The following is a 16630-nucleotide window of genomic DNA, read 5'->3' as shown; positions in this document are numbered from 1 at the left end:
GGAGCCTCACCATAGGTTGTGGGAAAGGCCTCGCTCAATGATCGAAAGTGACGGAAGACTGATCCTCGCGCGCAACCTATGACTCAGCCCTGTTCGATCTGCACGATCTGCTCGCGCAGCCATTGCAGGCCGGGCGTCGCTTCCTGCTGGCGATGCCAGATCAGGTTGACCTGCACCGGGGCCATCTCGAAGGGGACGTCCGCCAGTTGCAAACCATGGCTGCCGGCGAAGCGCTCGGCCAGGCGGCGTGGCACGGTGCCGAGCAGCTCGGTGCTGGCGACGATGGCCGGGATGGTCAGGTAGTGAGGCACCAGCAATTGCACCTGGCGCTGTACCCTGGCCGAGCCGAGGACGATCTCCAGCGGACTGCCGCGCCCGACCCGCGGCAGGATCGAGACGTGCTGCGCGGCCTCGTAGGCCGCGCGGTCGAGGCCGCCGCGGAAGGCCGGATGGCCCTGCCGGGCGATCACCACCAGGCGTTCCTCGCCGACCGGCCGGTAGGCCAGCTCGGGCTCGTCGAAGTACAGGTAGTCGATCGCCAGGTCGAGTTCGCCGCTGGCCAGTTGCGCCGGGATCGAGGCGCCTTCGTCGGGACGTACCTCCAGCGTCACCCGCGGGGCCAGGGTCTTCAGGCGGGTCACCAGGCCCGGCAGCAGGCGCAACTGGGCATAGTCGTTCATCGTCAGGCGAAAGGTCCGCGCAGTGTGCGGATCGAAGGTTTCCTGGGAGCCAAGGCCGGCCTGCAGCAGATGCAGGGCCTGGCGCACCGGCACGTACAGGGCGAGGGCGGCGGCGGTGGGTTCCAGGCCCTTGGCGGTGCGCCGGAACAGCGGCTGGTCGAGCTGCTCGCGCAGGCGGGCGAGGGCGTTGCTCACCGCCGGCTGGCTGCGATGCAGGCGGATCGCCGCGCGCGACAGGTTGCGTTCGCGCATCAGGGCATCGAAGACCAGAAGCAGGTTGAGGTCGAGCTGCTGCAAGTTCAGCTTCATGAATAATCCTCATTCTATTTATCCATTACCCTGATAAGACTGGCATCGCTACACTCGAATGCAAGCCCTTCCGCCCCGGCGGATCGGCCCGGTTCGCGGCCCAGCCAATAACAATCACACGCGAGATGCCGACCATGTCCTTCGATCCCCAACCCTTTCGCCAGCAGTACCGCGCGGCCATCCGGCCCGGCTACAACCCCTGGCTGCACGCCGGCTTCGTCCTCGCCTACGGCGGCGCCTGGATCGTCTTCTTCCTCTCCCGACTCGAGCAGCCGAGCCTGCTGGAATGGCTGACGGTGCCGGCCGCGCTGGTGTTCTTCAACTGGGGCGAGTACCGCATCCACAAGTCCCTCGGCCACCACAAGCACCCGCTGGGGCGGATGTTCTACAAGCGCCATACCGGCGACCACCACAGCTTCTTCGTCGCCGGCCAGATGCGCTACGAACAGGCCCGCGACTGGCGAGTGATCCTGTTCCCGGCCTGGCTGGTGGTGGTCTTCAGCCTCGGCGCGCTGCTCGCCTGGAGCCTGCTCGGCCTGCTGAACGACAACCTCGCCGCGCTGTTCGCCGCGACCCTGCTGCTGGGCTACCTCAGCTACGAGATCTTCCACTCCTGCGAACACCTGCCGCCGGAGCATCCGCTCAGCCGTCTGCCGTGGATCCGCCACATGCGCCGCCTGCACGAACTGCATCACCGTCGCGAGCTGATGCAGACGCACAACTTCAACCTGGTCTTCCCGTTGATGGACTGGTGCTACGGTACCCTCCACTGGGAAGCGGAAACCGCCGAGGAGCACGCCATGACCCGCATGCAGCACCGAATCGAGATCGCCCGCGGGCCCGAGGCGACCCTCGCCTACGCCGCCAGCCCGGGGCTCTGGCCGGAATGGCATCCCTCGTCGTTGCGGGTCGACGGCGCCGCTGGCCCGCTGCCGGCCGGCGCGCGCTTCGAGGAGGACATCCACGCCGGCGGCCGCGCCGGGCACTTGTCCTGGACGGTGGTCGAGTACCAGCCGGGACACCTGTGGCGCGCCAACGCCCGTGGCGACCGGGGGCTGCACCTGCGCCTGAGCTACGAATGCCAGCCGAGCGCGGCCGGCACCCGCTTCGTGCGCACCCTGGAATACCGCTTCGACGGCTGGTCGATGCGCCTGGCCAACCTGTTCCTGCTGCGCCGTCGCATCGAACGCGAGTCGGAGGAGTCCATGCACCGCCTGCGTCGGGTCGCCGAGGCGCGGATAGCGGCGGCGGAAAGCGTATGATCGGGGTCCGCGGGGGCGGATCGCAGAAGGACACCGATGAACAAGTTTGCCGAAATGACCACCTTCGTCAGCGTGGTCGACGCCCATAGCTTCTCCGAGGCCGCCCGCCGCCTGGGCACCACCAAGTCGCAAGTCAGCCAGCGTATCCAGCAACTGGAGAGGCGCCTGAGCCGGGTGCTGCTGAACCGCACCCGGCCGCTGAGCCTCACCGACCCCGGTCGCACCTACTACGAACATGCCTGCCGCCTGCTACAGGAGCTGGAGCAGGCGGAAGCCTCGGTGCTCGACGCCGATGACGACCTGCGCGGCCAGTTGCGCCTCTCCGCGCCGCTGGCCTTCACTCCGCGCTACCTGGCGCCGCTGCTGGCGCGCTTCGCCGAGCGCCATCCGCAATTGCGGGTGGACGTGCAGGCCGACGATCGTTTCGTCAACCTCCAGGAACCGCGCTTCGACATGGCCCTGCGCATGGGCCGGCTGGACGACTCCTGCCTGGTGGCGCGGCCGATCACCGCCAACCGCCACCTGCTCTGCGCCAGTCCCGACTACCTGGCGCGGCATGGCGTGCCGCAGCATCCCGAGGAATTACAGGCGCACGACGGGCTGGTCTACTACAACCGCGAGCCCGGCGGCATGCTCTGTCTGCCGGTGGACGGCGAACCGGCCTCGTTCCGCATCCGGGTGAGGATGCGCACCGACTCCGGGCACCAGTTGCTCGAAGGTGCGCGCGCCGGGCTCGGCCTGGCGATCCTGCCGAGCTTCCTGGCCGCCGATGCCTTGCTGGCCGGCGAGCTGCTGCCGGTCCTGCCTGGCTACTCGCCGGACGGCGGGCAGGTTTCCGTGGTCTACCGCAAGACCCAACGGACGCCCCGGAAGATCCTCGTCCTCGGCCAGTTCCTCGAAGAGGAAATCGGCGATCCGGCACCCTGGGACCGCGCGCTCATCGAGCGTGGCCTGTTGCCGCCGGGCTGAGTTCGGAAAAACCGAACCAGCGGTTCGCCTTCCGCTGTCTGTCGCCGAGGGCGCGCCGGGCATAGCGTTGCTCCCGTCAATCGATCTGGATACGGGAGAACCCCATGCACCAACCCGAAAACCCGGCGCGCCGCACCTTGCTGGCGCAGACCGTCGCCGGCTCCGCCGCGCTCGCCCTGGGCTCGCTGCTCGGCGGCGCGCCCGGCGTGGCCAGCGCCACGGCGGAAACGCCCCGCAAGGCCTTCGATGGCGGCAGGATCGATGTGCTGATCGTCGGCGGCGGCTCCGCCGGCGCGGTCCTCGCCCGGCGCCTGAGCGAGCGCGGCGACCGCCGGGTACTGTTGCTGGAAGCCGGCCAGGCCTATCCGGCCTGGGACTACCCCAGGATCATCGCCAGCAGCGACAGCGTCGGCGGCGACCCCTCCAGCGACTGGGGCTACCAGTCCCAACCGGGGGCGATCGGGCACCCGATCCATGCGATCCGCGGCAAGGTCCTCGGCGGCAGCTCGGCGATCAACGGCGCGGTGGCGATCCGCGCGCGGCGCGAAGACTTCGCCCGCTGGAACCTGCCGGGCTGGTCCTACGACGACCTGCTGCCGGCGTTCCGCCGCCTGGAGACCCGCCAGGGCGGCGACCCGGCCCTGCACGGCGGGGACGGACCGCTGCCGGTGCGGCAACTGAGCCGCGCCGATCTCTCGCCGATGCAGAGGGCCTTCGTCGACGCCACCCTGGCCAACGGTTTCAAGGCCATCGCCGATTTCGACGGCGCCGACGCCAACGGCGTCGGGCCGTACCCGATGAATGTCGTCAACGGTGTGCGCGTCAACACCGGCATGGCCTACCTCGACAACGCCGTGCGCGCTCGCGCCAACCTGTCGATCCGCGGCGACGCGCTGGTCGACCGGGTGCTCTTCGAAGGCAAGCGCGCGGTGGGCGTGCGCCTGGCCTCCGGCGAGGAAATCCACGCCGGCGAAGTGATCCTCAGCGCCGGCGCCTACGGCAGCCCGGCGATCCTGCTGCGCTCCGGTGTCGGCCCGGCCGACGAGCTGAAGGCGCTGTCGATCCCGTTGCTTGCCGACTTGCCGGTGGGCCGCCGGCTCAAGGACCATCCGTTCTACTACAACGCCTATGCCGCCCGGCCGGAGCGCATCGGCGCGCAGTCGCCGGTGATCGGCGCCAAGCTCTGGACCCATAGCTCGCGGGCGCAGAACGGCGAGCTGGACCTGCACATCACCGCCACCCACCTGTTCCCCGCCGAGATGAGCCCGACCGGGGTCGGCTTCGTCCTCGCCGTGGCCCTGACCCGGCCGCAATCGCTGGGCAGTGTGCGCCTGGCCAGCCGCGACCCGGCCGTCGCGCCGCTGATCGACCTGAACTTCCTCGCCGAGGCCGAAGACCGCGCGCGGTTGCTGGAAGGGGTCAAGCTGGCGCGCCGGATAGGCCGCAGCGAACCGCTCGCCGGGCTGATCCACGCCGAACTCGGGCCGGGGCCCGAGGCACGCAGCGATGCGCAGATCGAAGCGGCGATCCGCGCCACCCTCGATACCTACCACCACCCGACCTCCAGCGCGCCGATGGGCCGCGCCGGCGAGCGCTGGGCGGTGGTCGACCTGGAGGGCAGGGTGCATGGCCTGCAAGGATTGCGGGTGATCGACGCCTCGATCTTCCCCGATGCCATTTCGGTGGCCACCAACATCACCACCATCGCCGTTGCCGAGCACCTCGCGCAGCGCATCGCCTGACCGACCCAGGAGAACTTGCAGATGAACGGACACGCCAGACACTGGATCGACGGCGCATGGCTCGATTCCGCGCAGCGGGGACAATCCTTCGACCCGGCCAGCGGCCAGCCGATCGGCACCTACGCCGACGGCGGGCGGGCCGAGGCCGATGCGGCGATCGCCGCCGCTGTGCGCGCCTTCGAAGATGGTCCCTGGAAGGACGACCACGCGCTGCGCGCGAAAGCCCTGGAGGAAATCGCCGCGGCCTTCGAGCGGCATGCCGATGCGCTCATCGACCTGCTTGCCCTGGAGAACGGCAAGATCAAGCCCGAGGCTGCCTTCGAGGTCGGCATGGTGCCGGGCAAGCTGCGCTACTACGCCGGCCTGGCGCGCAGCGAACGGGGCGCCAGCGGCACGCCGCGCCCCGACGTGGTGTCGCTGGTGCTGCGCGAGCCGATGGGCGTCGCCGGCATCATCGTGCCGTGGAATTCACCGGTGGTGCTGATGATCCGCTCCCTGGCGCCGGCGCTGGCCGCCGGTACCACCACGGTGGTGAAGATGCCGGGGCAGACCGCGCAGACCAACGCCATGGTCGCGCGGATCATCGCCGAAGCGCCGTCGCTGCCTGCCGGGGCGGTGAACATCTTCAGCGAATCGGGTTCCGAAGGCGCCCGGCGATTGATCGACGCGGCCGAGGTGCCGGTGATCAGCTTCACCGGCTCGAGCGCCACCGGCCGAGCGATTTCCGCCGCCGGCGCGCGGCACCTGAAGCGCTTCGGCCTGGAACTGGGCGGCAAGACACCGCACCTGGTGTTCGACGACGCCGACCTGGACGCCGCCTTGCCCGTGCTGGAGAAGTCGCTGACGGTGTTCGCCGGGCAGTTCTGCATGACCGGTTCGCGCCTGCTGGTGCAGCGCGGCGTTGCCGAACGGCTACGCGAACGCCTGGCGCAGCGCCTGGAAAACCTGCGCGTGGGGCCGGCGGCGGACCCGCGCAGCGACATGGGGCCGCTGATCGACAAGGCCAACGTCGAGCGCGTCGAGCGAGCCGTACGCCAGGCCATCGCCGCCGGCGCGCGGGTGGTGGTCCGCGGCGGCCCGGTAACCGAGGGCGAGCTGGCGGCCGGCGCCTTCTACCGTCCGACCCTGCTGGAGGTCGATGATCCGGACCTGGACATCGTGCAACAGGAAACCTTCGGACCGGTGCTGACCCTGCAGGTATTCGACCGCGAGGAGGAGGGCGTCGCCCTGGCCAACCGCAGCGAGTACGGGCTGGCGGCCGGGGTCTGGACCCGCGAGGTCGCGCGTGCCTTCCGGGTGGCGCGGAAGATCCGCGCCGGCACCGTGTGGATCAACGACTGGGCCAAGGTCTACGACGAATTCGAGGAGGGCGGCTACCGCCAGTCCGGCCTCGGCCGGCTGAACGGGGTCGCCGCCCTGGACGACTTCGTCGAGTACAAGCACATCAGCCTGACCACCGGCGCGGCCTGAGCCTGGGCGAGCGGTGCGGCCGACGGCGCCGCCCGCTACTCCCAGGAGCGGGAATACACGTGTTCGCGGAACAGCTCGGGCAATCCGGAAACCTGCTTGAAACGCAGCACCTCGTCATTGTCCATGCCCAGTTCGCGGGCCACGTCGGCCTCGCTCCAGCCGGCCTTGAGCAGGGTCACCACGATCGCCGTCATCGGCAACACGCCGTGCACGCCGCGTGCTCGGTTGTGGCGGATGGTGGCGGCGATGCGCTCGCTGTCGCCTTCGCGCCCGGCGCGTATCGCGGCGATCGGCAGGTAGCCGTGCAGACGCTGGCGCAGCGCGCCCTTGGCGCTGCCCACGCGCAGGCGGTGGAAGCCGTCGACCACCTCGTAGCGCCCGTCGGCCTGCGGATAGGCGACGATGGGCTGGGTGAATCCGTCGGACTCGATGGACAGCCTCAGCAGTCGCATCTCCGGCGGCGCGACGGTATTGGGGTTGTAGTCGTTGCCGGCGACGCGCTCGGCACGCACCCACTGCACGCAATCGACCGGCTCTTCGGCGAACGGACTGTGCGCGTGGAGCAGCCGGCGGATCCGGTTGATGGCTTCAATCCGCTCGGCAAGCGGCAACCCGTGCAGTTCGCCGAACAGCGCCTCGGCCCGCTCCGTCAGTGTCTTTGTCTGTGCCATGGGCTTTCCTCATGAGCGTCACCCAGCTACCCCGGGTGGAATGCACGGCGAAGCCGTGCGGTTCGAGAAGGCGCGCGCAGGCCTGGGGCGCGCGGGTGGTACAGGCCAGCCCGAGTTGGTCGACATGTCCGAGGACCCGCTCGCGCAGGGTGCGGAACAGCCCGCGACCGCGCGCTTCCGCACGCAGGTAGGCATCGCGCAGGCGAACCACGTCGGGATGTTGCTCCAGGCTGACGAACCCCAGTATCCGCGTGTCCCCCTGGCGGCGGAGCACGAACCAGCGGTGGTAGGGACCGTCGCTCAGCGGGTAGCCGCCGCATTCGCGGCGCACCCGGGCGCTGGCGAAGAAGCGGCCCATGCTGGCGAAGAAGGCGGCCTCGTCGTCGAACGAGCGCCACTGCAGGATCTCGCAGTCTTGCGGGCGGATCACGAGCGCTTCTCCCGACCGGGGACCAGTCTGTCGATATCGGCCTGGGAGAAGCCGAAGGACAGCGAGCGGGCCATGTCCTGCTTCAGCAGGGATAGCGCGATACGCCGCCAGGACGGCTGCTTGCGACGATTCTCCAGGGCCGGGATCCCCGCGTCCGGCCAGATGGCAAGGGGATAGTCGTGCTGCTTCCACCAGAGGATGAAACGCTCGATGCGCCGCTGGTAGATGCCGCGCAGAGGCGGCGGCATGCTGCGCAGGAGGAACTGGCTGTACTCGCGCCAGGTGCCGAAGGAGGGCGGCAGGCCAAGGCCGCCACGGTAGCCGAGGAAGCGCTGGCGACAATAGCGCGCCCCATAGTTGGCGCCGGCGACGCGCCGGACTACCTTGAACCAGGTGCGTGGCTCGATCCGGTGGAACAGGTCGAGGCCCTTGCGCTGGTCGTCGCCATAGGGCTGGCAGATGCGCATCTGCGAGAACGGCACGCCGGCGCGGTACATCTGGTCGTAGAGGCGGTTATAGGCGTAGCCGTGGTCGGCGACGCAACGCCAGAGGTCCTCGAAACGCCAGTCGTAGATCGGGAAGAAGCTCACCGCCTGCGGGTTGGCCCGGTCGCGCGCGCTCCAGGCCAGCGGCGCGCAGCCGCCCGGCGGCGTCCAGGCGCATTGTTTCGCCCGGCTCCTGCGCTTGACCGCCAGGTAGCGATTGAGCGATTCGTCCGAACGGATGCCGACCAGGAACGCGGTAGGCTCTTCCCTGGCCAGCCAGGCGTTGAAGCCGGCGACGAACTCCTCGAACTCCATGCGGTAGCGGTAGAAGGGGAAGAACGCCGGGTCGCTGATCACCCCTCGCTGCTTCGGTAGCGGGCGCACCCAGTCGGCCTCGGCGCCGGGCTCCCAGCAGCACCAGTAGGGTTCCTCCAGGCTGGAGGCGTTGCGCAGGTTGAGTGGCAGGCAGACCCACCAGGGGCGTACGTCGGGACGCCCGAGCATCTCGCTGACGTGATCGATGGTGGCCTGGTACTGCCCCTCCAGGTCGATGAACAGTACGTCCACCGGGCTGCGTCCCAACTCGCGTGCCACGTCCAGCGCCAATTGCAGGGTGACCGAGCTGTCCTTGCCACCGGAGAAGGCGACACAGACGCGCTCGAAGTTCCGGAATACCAGTCGGAGGCGGGATAGGGTTGCGGCATGCACATCGGCATCCTGGTAATGCTTGCCTGCCATGGGTGCGAACCTCTTCTTTTAATAACTATTGAGGGAGACCGTTGCGACGACGGTCCATGTGCAATGTTTGTTTCGGAGTTTCTCCAGGCTATTTTTTCGAGAGTCGCGGCAGCCGGCACGTTCGGCGACGTTGGACTCCGAATCAGTGGATAACGGAAATATGTCCAGGCACTTGGCAGAGCGACGACCAACAGGCCCGACAACTGTCGTGCAGGAACTTTTTCAATGCTAGGCGAAGCCGTGGTTCGAGTTGTTGACTTGTCGCAAGACGGATTCTCCGAACAGCATCGGCGCAGCGCCCACTTGCAACGAGAGTGCGCACGCCGCCGTTGGCACTCGTCTGCGCACCGGACTTCTGAGCGGCGGCGGAAAAAGCTTGCTGCGCAAGGAGAAGCGCCTGCGGGTGAACATGGAAATTGCCCGGGAAAAGTCGACGGTAATTATTCGTTGAATAACAGGGAAGTGCATACTTCCAACTTGGAAGTTAACTGCATGGCACCATCCATGCATTACACGGATGACGGTTTTTATTATAAGTCCAAACTGGCGAAGACAAGCAAGAGAGGCCGGGATGCCAGAGTTCCATAGTCGGAAATACAAGCGTTGCAATGTCGACGGATAGCGCGAAGAGGCGGCGGTACCCTGCGAAACGAGGCAATTCCCCGAATGGCGGGCACTCGAACGGATTTATAAGTCCGCCGTTCGGCGTTCACCTCGACGCCTGTGCACGGGATACTTATATCGGTGGTTCGCACCACTGATTATCGATTTGAACTCGTTCGAGTCTTTACCGCGTTCCCGGCCGAAATAAAAGGCGGGTGGACGATTATTGCCTCACACAAGGAACATAGGCATGACCAGAACTTCGAACCCATGCGCAGTGGTATTGGCCTTTGCGGCAATTGCCGCTTCGGGAACCGCGATGGCGGCAAACACTATCACATTCAGCGGCGAAGTGACCGACCAGACCTGCCAGGTCGCGGTCAACGGCTTCACCGACCCCACGGTGATCCTCGACAGCGTACCGGTGAGCGCCCTCGATGGCGCAGTGGGCCGCAGCGCCGGCGAAACCGCCTTCACCCTGCAACTCACCGATTGCGTCGCGCCGACGGCCGACGAGCATTTCACCACCCTGTTCCAGGCCACCAACCCCAGCGCCGCCGGGAACCTGGTGAACACCGCCGCCAGCGGCGCGACGGGCGTGGCGCTGCAATTGCTCGATAGCGTCGGCGGCAACCCGGTCGACCTGGCCGGCGGCGCGGCGGTGCCCGCCGGCGACATCGTGCTCGCCAACGGAGCCACCAGCACCAGCTACGACTACGCGGTGCAGTACGTCTCCGAAGCGGCGACCGTGACGCCCGGTCCGGTACTCGGCGCCGTGACCTACACGCTGCGTTACGAGTGAATGCCGGCGGCGCATGCGCCGCCCCTTCCTTTTCCCAGCACTAAAGCCGGGCCCGGTCGCTGGACCGTGCCCGGCCAGGTAAGCCGCATGCCCAGACATTCGTACCGATCCGGCAGGACATCGGCGCTTCTGCTCGTCCTGCTGGCGAGCATCGCCCAGGCGCGGGCAAGCGTGGTGGTGACCGGGACCCGGGTGATCTATCCCGGCGAGGCACGGGAGAAGACCGTGCAACTGAGCAATCGCGATGCGTTTCCCAACGTCGTCCAGGCCTGGGTCGACATCGACGCCCCGGACGCGCCGCCGGACCAGGCGGACGCGCCGTTCCTGGTCAACCCGGCGGTATTCCGCATGGCCCCGGACAGCGGCCAGACGCTGCGCATCGTCTACACCGGGCAGGGCCTGCCGGGCGATCGCGAATCGCTGTTCCATCTCAACGTCCTGCAGATCCCGCCACGCAACAGCAGCCATGCGGATCGGAACCAGATGCTGCTGATGCTGCGCAATCGCCTGAAGCTGTTCTACCGCCCGGCGGGCATCCAGGGCCGTCCCGAGGACCTGCCCGGGCAACTGCGTTTCGCACTGGTCCGGCGCAGCGCCGGCTGGGCGGTGCGGGTGGACAACCCGAGCGGCTACTACGCCTCGTTCGCCAGCGCCACGCTCAGCGTCGGCCAGCGCCGCTGGCGCTTGCGCAGCGGCATGCTGGAGCCGCGCAGCCATGCCGAATGGCAGGCCGAAACCAGAGAAGCCCTGCCGCCGGGACGCGTGCGCCTGCACGCGCTGCTGATCAACGACTACGGCGCCCATATGGATATCCGTCATGACCTATCGCCATGAACGCCGCTGCCGCACCGGCACGGCCCTGATGGCGGGCGGCATGGCGCTGGCGGCGAGCGCCTTCGGTCATGCCCAGCCCGGCTACGAATTCGATGATCGCCTGTTGCTCGGCTCTTCCCTGGGCGGCGGCGACCTGTCGCGCTTCAACCAGGACGGTCGGATCGATCCGGGTCGCTATCACGTCGATGTCTACCTCAACGAGCGCTTCGCCAGCCGCAGCGAAGTGAGTTTCCGCGCCAACCCCGCCAGCGGCGCGGTGGAGCCCTGCCTCGACGAAGACTTCCTGCGCCAGCGCCTCGGCGCCAAGCCTGGTGACGATCCGCGCAAGAGCGGCGACGGGCGCCACTGCGCCTTTCTCGGTGCACGCCTGCCCGGCTCGCGGTTCAGCCTGGACGTCGCCCGCCTGCGCCTGGATCTCTCGGTGCCGCAAGCCTTGCTCGACCTCAAGCCGCGCGGCTACGTCAGCCCCGAGGAGTGGGACGCCGGCGACAGCATGGGCTTCGTCAACTACGACACCAACCTCTATCGCTCCGAATACCGCGGCGGCGAATCGGGACGATCGGACTACGCCTATGTCGGCCTGAACAGCGGCATCAACCTCGGCCTGTGGCGTTTGCGCCACCAGTCCAACTACACCTATTCCCGCTACAACGGGCAGGCCAGGCGCAAGTGGAACAGCATCCGCACCTATGCCCAGCGCGCCTTGCCGGCCTGGCGCAGCGAACTGACGGCGGGGGAGAGCTACACCGCCGGCAACCTGCTCGGCAGCATCGGCTACCGCGGCCTGAGCCTGGCCACCGACGACCGCATGCTGCCCGAGTCCCTGCGCCGCTATGCGCCGCAGGTGCGCGGCACCGCGGCCACCGCGGCGCGGGTGGTGATCAGCCAGAACGGCAGGAAGATCCGCGAGGTGAATGTCGCCCCCGGTCCGTTCGTCATCGACGATCTCTACGACAGCGCCTATGCCGGCGATCTGGATGTCCAGGTGTTCGAAGCCGATGGCAGCGTATCGAGCTTCAGCGTGCCGTTCGCCTCGGTCCCGGAGTCCATGCGTCCCGGCCTGTCGCGCTACAGCTTCACCCTGGGCCAGGCGCGCCAGTACGGCGACGGCGACGACCTGTTCGCCGACTTCACCTACCAGCGCGGCATGAGCAACGCCCTGACCGCCAACCTGGGACTGCGTGTCGCCGACGACTACCTGGCCATGCTGGGCGGCGGCGTCCTCGCCACCCGCTTCGGCGCCTTCGGCCTGAACAGCACCTATTCCAGCGCACGCGTCGAGGATGGCGCGCGCAAGCAGGGCTGGCGCATCGGGCTCGACTACAGCCGGACCTTCCAGCCCACCGGCACTACCCTGACCCTGGCCGGCTACCGCTATTCCACCGAAGGCTACCGCGAACTCGGCGACGTGCTCGGCTCGCGCGACGCACTGCGCCACGGGGACACCTGGGATTCCGGCAGCTACAAGCAGCGCAACCAGTTCAACCTGCTGGTGAGCCAGGCCCTCGGCGGTTACGGCAACCTCTATCTTTCCGGCTCCTCCAGCGATTTCTACGACGGCAAGAGCCGCGACACCCAATTGCAGTTCGGCTACTCCAATACCTGGGGGCAGTTGAGCTACAACCTCGCCTGGTCGCGGCAGACCACCACCTACTACCAGGAGCAGGGCGACCAGGACCCTGGCGTCGAGCTGCTCCGGCGCGACCGGCGCAGCGGCCAGCGCAACGACACCCTGACCCTCAGCGTCTCCATGCCGCTGGGTTCTTCCAGTCGGGCGCCGACGCTCAGCGCCATGGCTACCCGGCGCTCCGGCGACAGCCGTGGCGGCAGCCTGCAAACCGGGCTGAACGGTACGCTGGGCGACGAGCGTACCTGGAGCTACGCGCTGTCCGCCAACCGCGACAGCGAGGTCGCCGACACCACCTGGAACGGCACGTTGCAGAAGCAGGCGGCGCTGGCCACCGTGAATGCCGGCTATGCCCAGGGCGATCGCTACCGGCAATACAGCGGCGGCATCCGTGGCGCGCTGGTCGCCCACCGCGACGGGCTGACCCTTGGCCCCAGCGTCGGCGATACCTTCGCCCTGGTCGAGGCCAAGGGCGCCAGCGGTGCCGCGATACGCGGCGGGCAGGGCGCGCGCATCGACGGCAACGGCTATGCGCTGGCCCCCTCGCTGTCGCCCTATCGCTACAACCCGATCTCACTCGATCCCGTTGGCATCGATCCCGACGCCGAACTGCTGGAAACCGAGCGCAAGGTCGCGCCCTACGCCGGTGCCAGCGTGCGCGTGACGTTCAGGACGCTGACCGGCCATCCGCTGCTGATCCAGGCGCGGCGCGAGGACGGCAGTGTGCTGCCGCTCGGCGCCGTGGTGGTCGACGACGGCGGGGCGGCCATCGGCATGGTCGGGCAGGGCGGCCAGGTCTATGCGCGCGCGGAAAACCAGCGGGGCAGGTTGCTGGTGCAATGGGGAACGGCGCGCAAGGAGCGTTGCGAGTTGCCCTACGACCTGGCCGGTGTGTCTCGCGACCAGGCGCTGATCCGCCTGCGCGGCACCTGCCGGGCAGCCACCACCGACTCCAACCTGGAGAACGCCAGATGAACCGCACGCTTCCCCTGCTGCCCGCGCTGGCCCTCGGCGTGTTGCTGGGGCTTCCCGCCAGTGGCCAGGCGACTTGCTACCGGGTCACCTCGGTAGGCAGCGAGACGACCACCTCGAACACCCAGATCCGCCCAGGCGAAGGTACCGCCGGCAGCTGGACCGGCGCCTGCGACACCTGCAATGGCTCGCTCGGCCTGCCCAGCGTGGTCAACGTCAGCGACGAGAGTTTCCAGCCCTATCCGACGCTCATCGCCAGCGCGGTGGCGCCGCTGACCCAGTACGGCGCCACCGGCGGCTACGACCCCGAACGGGTGTTCTTCCGCTGTAGCGCCGGGGACGCCGTCTACGAGATGTTTTCTACCAACGGCGACGATCTCTATAGCGGCTACTACACCGGCGCCGACACGGTGGGCAACGACATCGGCCTGCAGGATGCCTACCGGACCGCCTGGCCCAACGTGCTGCTGCGCCTGACCAACGTCGAGACGGGGGAAACCATCACGCCGATCTGGAAGGAGCGCCAGCTCTCCGGGCTGGACATCGACTCGCGCGGCTTCCAGCTGGTCAAGGCGAAGAACCTCGCAGCGGTACGCGCCGAGCTGTACAGCGCGCCGCTGGAGGCGATCCGCTACTACTCGCCGACGATCCTCTCGCAGCCCTATTCCTACACCCAGCCGGCGGCCTACATCGCCATCAAGGGGCCGGGCCTGACCGCGCCGACCGTCGGCCAGGCGCACGTGGGCGGCAACTGGGGCGGCTGGTACAGCAACTGGCCGGGTGCCATCGGGCTGTACCGCTACGTGACCCTGAAACGCTATCCCACCTGCGCGGTGATGACGGTCACCCCGCACGTGCAGTTCCCGCCCATCACCCTGGCCGAGATCGATAGCGGCGGCATGCGCGAGGCGCCCTTCGAACTCACCTTCAAGTGCCAGAGCGGCATGACCAACGGCACCGGGGCCGGCGCCACGGCGCTGGGCATCCGCGTGTCCAGCGGGGCCCTGGCGGCCAGCCCGGCGCTGGGCCTGGTCAACGCCAGTGGCGGACTGTCCTACCTGCTCTCCGACCGTTACGGGGAGCCGGGCATTGCCCGTGGGGTCGGCATCCGCATCTACCGCGACGGCACGCCGATGACGCTCCTGGCCAACGAGAACTCCGCCGGCGGCAGCAACGCCGAGGCCACCGGCTGGTACCCCGCCATCGGTGGCGCGACCCAGGCCAACGGCGGTAGCGGCGGCATCGACCTGTACCGCGAAACCTTCCGCGCGCGCCTGGAGAAACTCGCGCTCGGCAGCCAGCCCGGCGTCACGGCGGGGCGAGTCGAGGCCACGGCGCAGGTGGTTATCCGTGTCCAGTAGGCGCGCGCTCGCGCTGCTGGCCATGCTTTGCCTCGCGCCGACGAGCGAGGCCGGAGTGACCGCGGAGCGCACCCGCCTGGTGTTCGTGGAGGGCCAGCGCGAGGCCTCGTTGCTGCTGGTCAACCAGAATCCCTACCCGGTGCTGGTGCAGGCGTGGGTCGATGACGGCGCCCTCGACGGCGAACCGGATACCGCGCTGGCTCCGTTCCTGCCGCTGCCGCCCATATTCCGCCTGGAGCCGGGACGCCAGCGCAGCCTGCGCCTGCTGGCTACCGGCCAGGCCCAGGCACGGGATCGCGAATCGCTGTACTGGCTGAACATCTACGAGATCCCCCCGCAAGCCACCGCCGAGGCCGCTGGCCGGCCCCGGCTCACGGTCACCCTGCGAACCCAGATGAAGGTGCTGTACCGCCCGCACGGCCTGCATCCGCACGCCGAGGACGCGGCCGCCGAACTGGGCTTCGCGCTGCGCGACGAGACCCTGCGGGTGGACAACCCGACGCCGTACTTCGTGTCCCTGGCGGGGCTGGCGCTGGAGATAGGGGAGACGCGCCTGGATCTGCCCGGAACGCTGCTGGCTCCGCGCTCGCAACGACGCCTCGGCCTGCCGCGGCGGGTGGACGGCGGGACGCGCGGCGAGGTGGCGTTCGACTGGATCGACGACAACGGCGTCAGCCGCCAGGAAAGGAAAGCTCTACAGTGAACAGTTCCCCACAGGCTCGCCAGCACGAGCACCCGCCGGCCGTTGCCGCCTCCCTGGCCGGCGACCTGCGCCTCGCCCGGCGTTTCCAGGCCGCCCTGGCGCGCGGTCGGGTGCGCCTGGACTGGCAGGCCGTACGGCATGCCGGGCATCCGGAATGGGAGCCGCTCTACCGGGAAACCCTGCTCAGGGTCACGGCCGCCAGCGGCGAGCCGCCGTTGCCGACCCAGGAACTGATCCTGGCGCTGGAGCGGCTCGGCCTGGTACGCCTGCTCGATCGCTGCGTGCTGGGCACGGTCCTCGACCGGCTGAACGCCGAGCCTACCTTGCGCCTGGCCTGCAACCTGTCGCGCCAGAGCGCGGCGATGGATGCCTGGTGGGAAGCGGTCTGCCGATGGCTGGCCGCCCGTCCGCAGGTGGCACGGCGGCTGACGCTGGAGCTGACCGAGACCGCCGTGGGCGAGAGAGTCGCGACCCGGGAGTTCATCCGACGCCTGCGCGAACATGGCGTGCGCATCGCGATAGACGACTTCGGCGCGGCGCACAACAACCTGGACTTCGTTCTCGATGCCCGTCCCGATGTGATCAAGATCGATTGCCGGTATACCCGCGAAGCACGTCGCTCGGCGAAGGGCGCCGAAGTGCTGCGCCATCTGCTGGCCCTGTGCCGCGAACTGGCGCCCTGCGTGGTCCTGGAAGGTCTCGAGGAGGACGATGCGTTCGCCCGGCTGCCGACCGGGGACGTCTATCTCCAGGGCAACGCGATCGCGCCGCCGATGCGGGTCGAACCGCCGCTGTCCGTACGCCGGCCGAAGAGCCGGGCGCGGATCGAGGCGCTGGCGAGCCGCCAGGGGTGACCGGGGAGGGCGCCCGGCCTGGCACGGTCGGCGAAAAATCTGAACGGTCGGCCGGCGGCGCCGTCACAGCAGCGACGATGCCGAGGTGCGTTGTGCCGAAGTCCCGGCATTTTTTCCC

The 16630-nt window shown here is 68.6% G+C and carries 14 protein-coding genes; 10 read left to right on the top strand and 4 right to left on the bottom strand.

Annotated features, from left to right (window positions below; genetic code table 11):
• Positions 1–83: 83 nt before the first annotated feature.
• On the bottom strand, positions 84–989 hold the full coding sequence (bsrA, locus tag JHD77_RS19575) for a LysR family transcriptional regulator BsrA (protein ID WP_003102141.1): 906 nt from the start codon (positions 987–989) through the stop codon (positions 84–86).
• A 125-nt stretch (positions 990–1114) separates the two neighbouring features.
• Here bsrA and JHD77_RS19570 point away from each other — a divergent pair, with 125 nt between their 5' ends.
• The 4 genes from JHD77_RS19570 to JHD77_RS19555 all read left to right on the top strand — a co-directional run bounded on the left by JHD77_RS19570 (position 1115) and on the right by JHD77_RS19555 (position 6432).
• Positions 1115–2251, top strand: a complete 1137-nt coding sequence (locus JHD77_RS19570) for an SRPBCC family protein (protein ID WP_003102143.1) — start codon at positions 1115–1117, stop codon at positions 2249–2251.
• A gap of 36 nt (positions 2252–2287) precedes the next feature.
• Complete coding sequence (locus tag JHD77_RS19565; RefSeq protein ID WP_191519451.1) at positions 2288–3220, top strand: LysR family transcriptional regulator; 933 nt, start codon at positions 2288–2290, stop codon at positions 3218–3220.
• A 104-nt stretch (positions 3221–3324) separates the two neighbouring features.
• The gene (locus JHD77_RS19560) at positions 3325–4962 is read left to right on the top strand and encodes a GMC family oxidoreductase (RefSeq protein WP_003102147.1); all 1638 of its coding nucleotides are present in this window, start codon (positions 3325–3327) and stop codon (positions 4960–4962) included.
• Positions 4963–4983: 21 nt separating this feature from the next.
• Positions 4984–6432, top strand: a complete 1449-nt coding sequence (locus JHD77_RS19555; RefSeq protein WP_031756551.1) for an aldehyde dehydrogenase family protein — start codon at positions 4984–4986, stop codon at positions 6430–6432.
• A 35-nt stretch (positions 6433–6467) separates the two neighbouring features.
• Here JHD77_RS19555 and JHD77_RS19550 read toward each other — a convergent pair whose 3' ends face one another.
• From JHD77_RS19550 to JHD77_RS19540, 3 genes are read right to left on the bottom strand one after another with little or no spacing between them, the layout of a single operon-like run.
• A complete protein-coding gene (locus JHD77_RS19550) occupies positions 6468–7103 on the bottom strand; it encodes an IbrB-like domain-containing protein (RefSeq protein ID WP_003088853.1) in 636 nt (211 codons plus the stop codon).
• Entirely contained in the window at positions 7021–7533 is a 513-nt protein-coding gene (locus JHD77_RS19545; RefSeq protein WP_003088854.1) for a GNAT family N-acetyltransferase, read from the bottom strand. The genes JHD77_RS19550 and JHD77_RS19545 overlap by 83 nt, the downstream gene beginning before the upstream one ends.
• Positions 7530–8756, bottom strand: coding sequence for a phosphoadenosine phosphosulfate reductase (locus tag JHD77_RS19540; RefSeq protein ID WP_014602965.1), 1227 nt, complete (start codon positions 8754–8756; stop codon positions 7530–7532). Before JHD77_RS19540 ends, JHD77_RS19545 begins: the two co-directional genes overlap by 4 nt.
• A gap of 853 nt (positions 8757–9609) precedes the next feature.
• Between JHD77_RS19540 and JHD77_RS19535 the strand changes: the two genes are divergently transcribed.
• The 6 genes from JHD77_RS19535 to JHD77_RS19510 all read left to right on the top strand — a co-directional run bounded on the left by JHD77_RS19535 (position 9610) and on the right by JHD77_RS19510 (position 16512).
• Complete coding sequence (locus JHD77_RS19535) at positions 9610–10161, top strand: fimbrial protein (RefSeq protein ID WP_003120281.1); 552 nt, start codon at positions 9610–9612, stop codon at positions 10159–10161.
• An 87-nt stretch (positions 10162–10248) separates the two neighbouring features.
• The gene (locus JHD77_RS19530) at positions 10249–10995 is read left to right on the top strand and encodes a fimbrial biogenesis chaperone (protein WP_003088863.1); all 747 of its coding nucleotides are present in this window, start codon (positions 10249–10251) and stop codon (positions 10993–10995) included.
• Positions 10979–13597 carry a fimbria/pilus outer membrane usher protein gene (locus JHD77_RS19525; RefSeq protein ID WP_003102159.1) on the top strand — a complete coding sequence of 873 codons (2619 nt, stop codon included), beginning with the start codon at positions 10979–10981 and terminating at the stop codon, positions 13595–13597. The genes JHD77_RS19530 and JHD77_RS19525 overlap by 17 nt, the downstream gene beginning before the upstream one ends.
• Positions 13594–14955 (top strand): fimbrial protein, encoded by a 1362-nt coding sequence (locus JHD77_RS19520; RefSeq protein WP_003102161.1) that lies wholly within the window; start codon positions 13594–13596, stop codon positions 14953–14955. Before JHD77_RS19525 ends, JHD77_RS19520 begins: the two co-directional genes overlap by 4 nt.
• Positions 14945–15658 carry a fimbrial biogenesis chaperone gene (locus JHD77_RS19515; RefSeq protein ID WP_003102165.1) on the top strand — a complete coding sequence of 238 codons (714 nt, stop codon included), beginning with the start codon at positions 14945–14947 and terminating at the stop codon, positions 15656–15658. The genes JHD77_RS19520 and JHD77_RS19515 overlap by 11 nt, the downstream gene beginning before the upstream one ends.
• Positions 15655–16512: an EAL domain-containing protein gene (locus JHD77_RS19510; protein WP_003088869.1), complete on the top strand. Its 858-nt coding sequence runs from the start codon at positions 15655–15657 to the stop codon at positions 16510–16512. The genes JHD77_RS19515 and JHD77_RS19510 overlap by 4 nt, the downstream gene beginning before the upstream one ends.
• Positions 16513–16630: the final 118 nt, after the last annotated feature.

Source organism: Pseudomonas sp. P20, assembly GCF_016463925.1.
Classification (GTDB): Bacteria; Pseudomonadota; Gammaproteobacteria; order Pseudomonadales; family Pseudomonadaceae; genus Pseudomonas; species Pseudomonas aeruginosa.
This window is presented reverse-complemented; position numbering and strand designations above follow the sequence as displayed.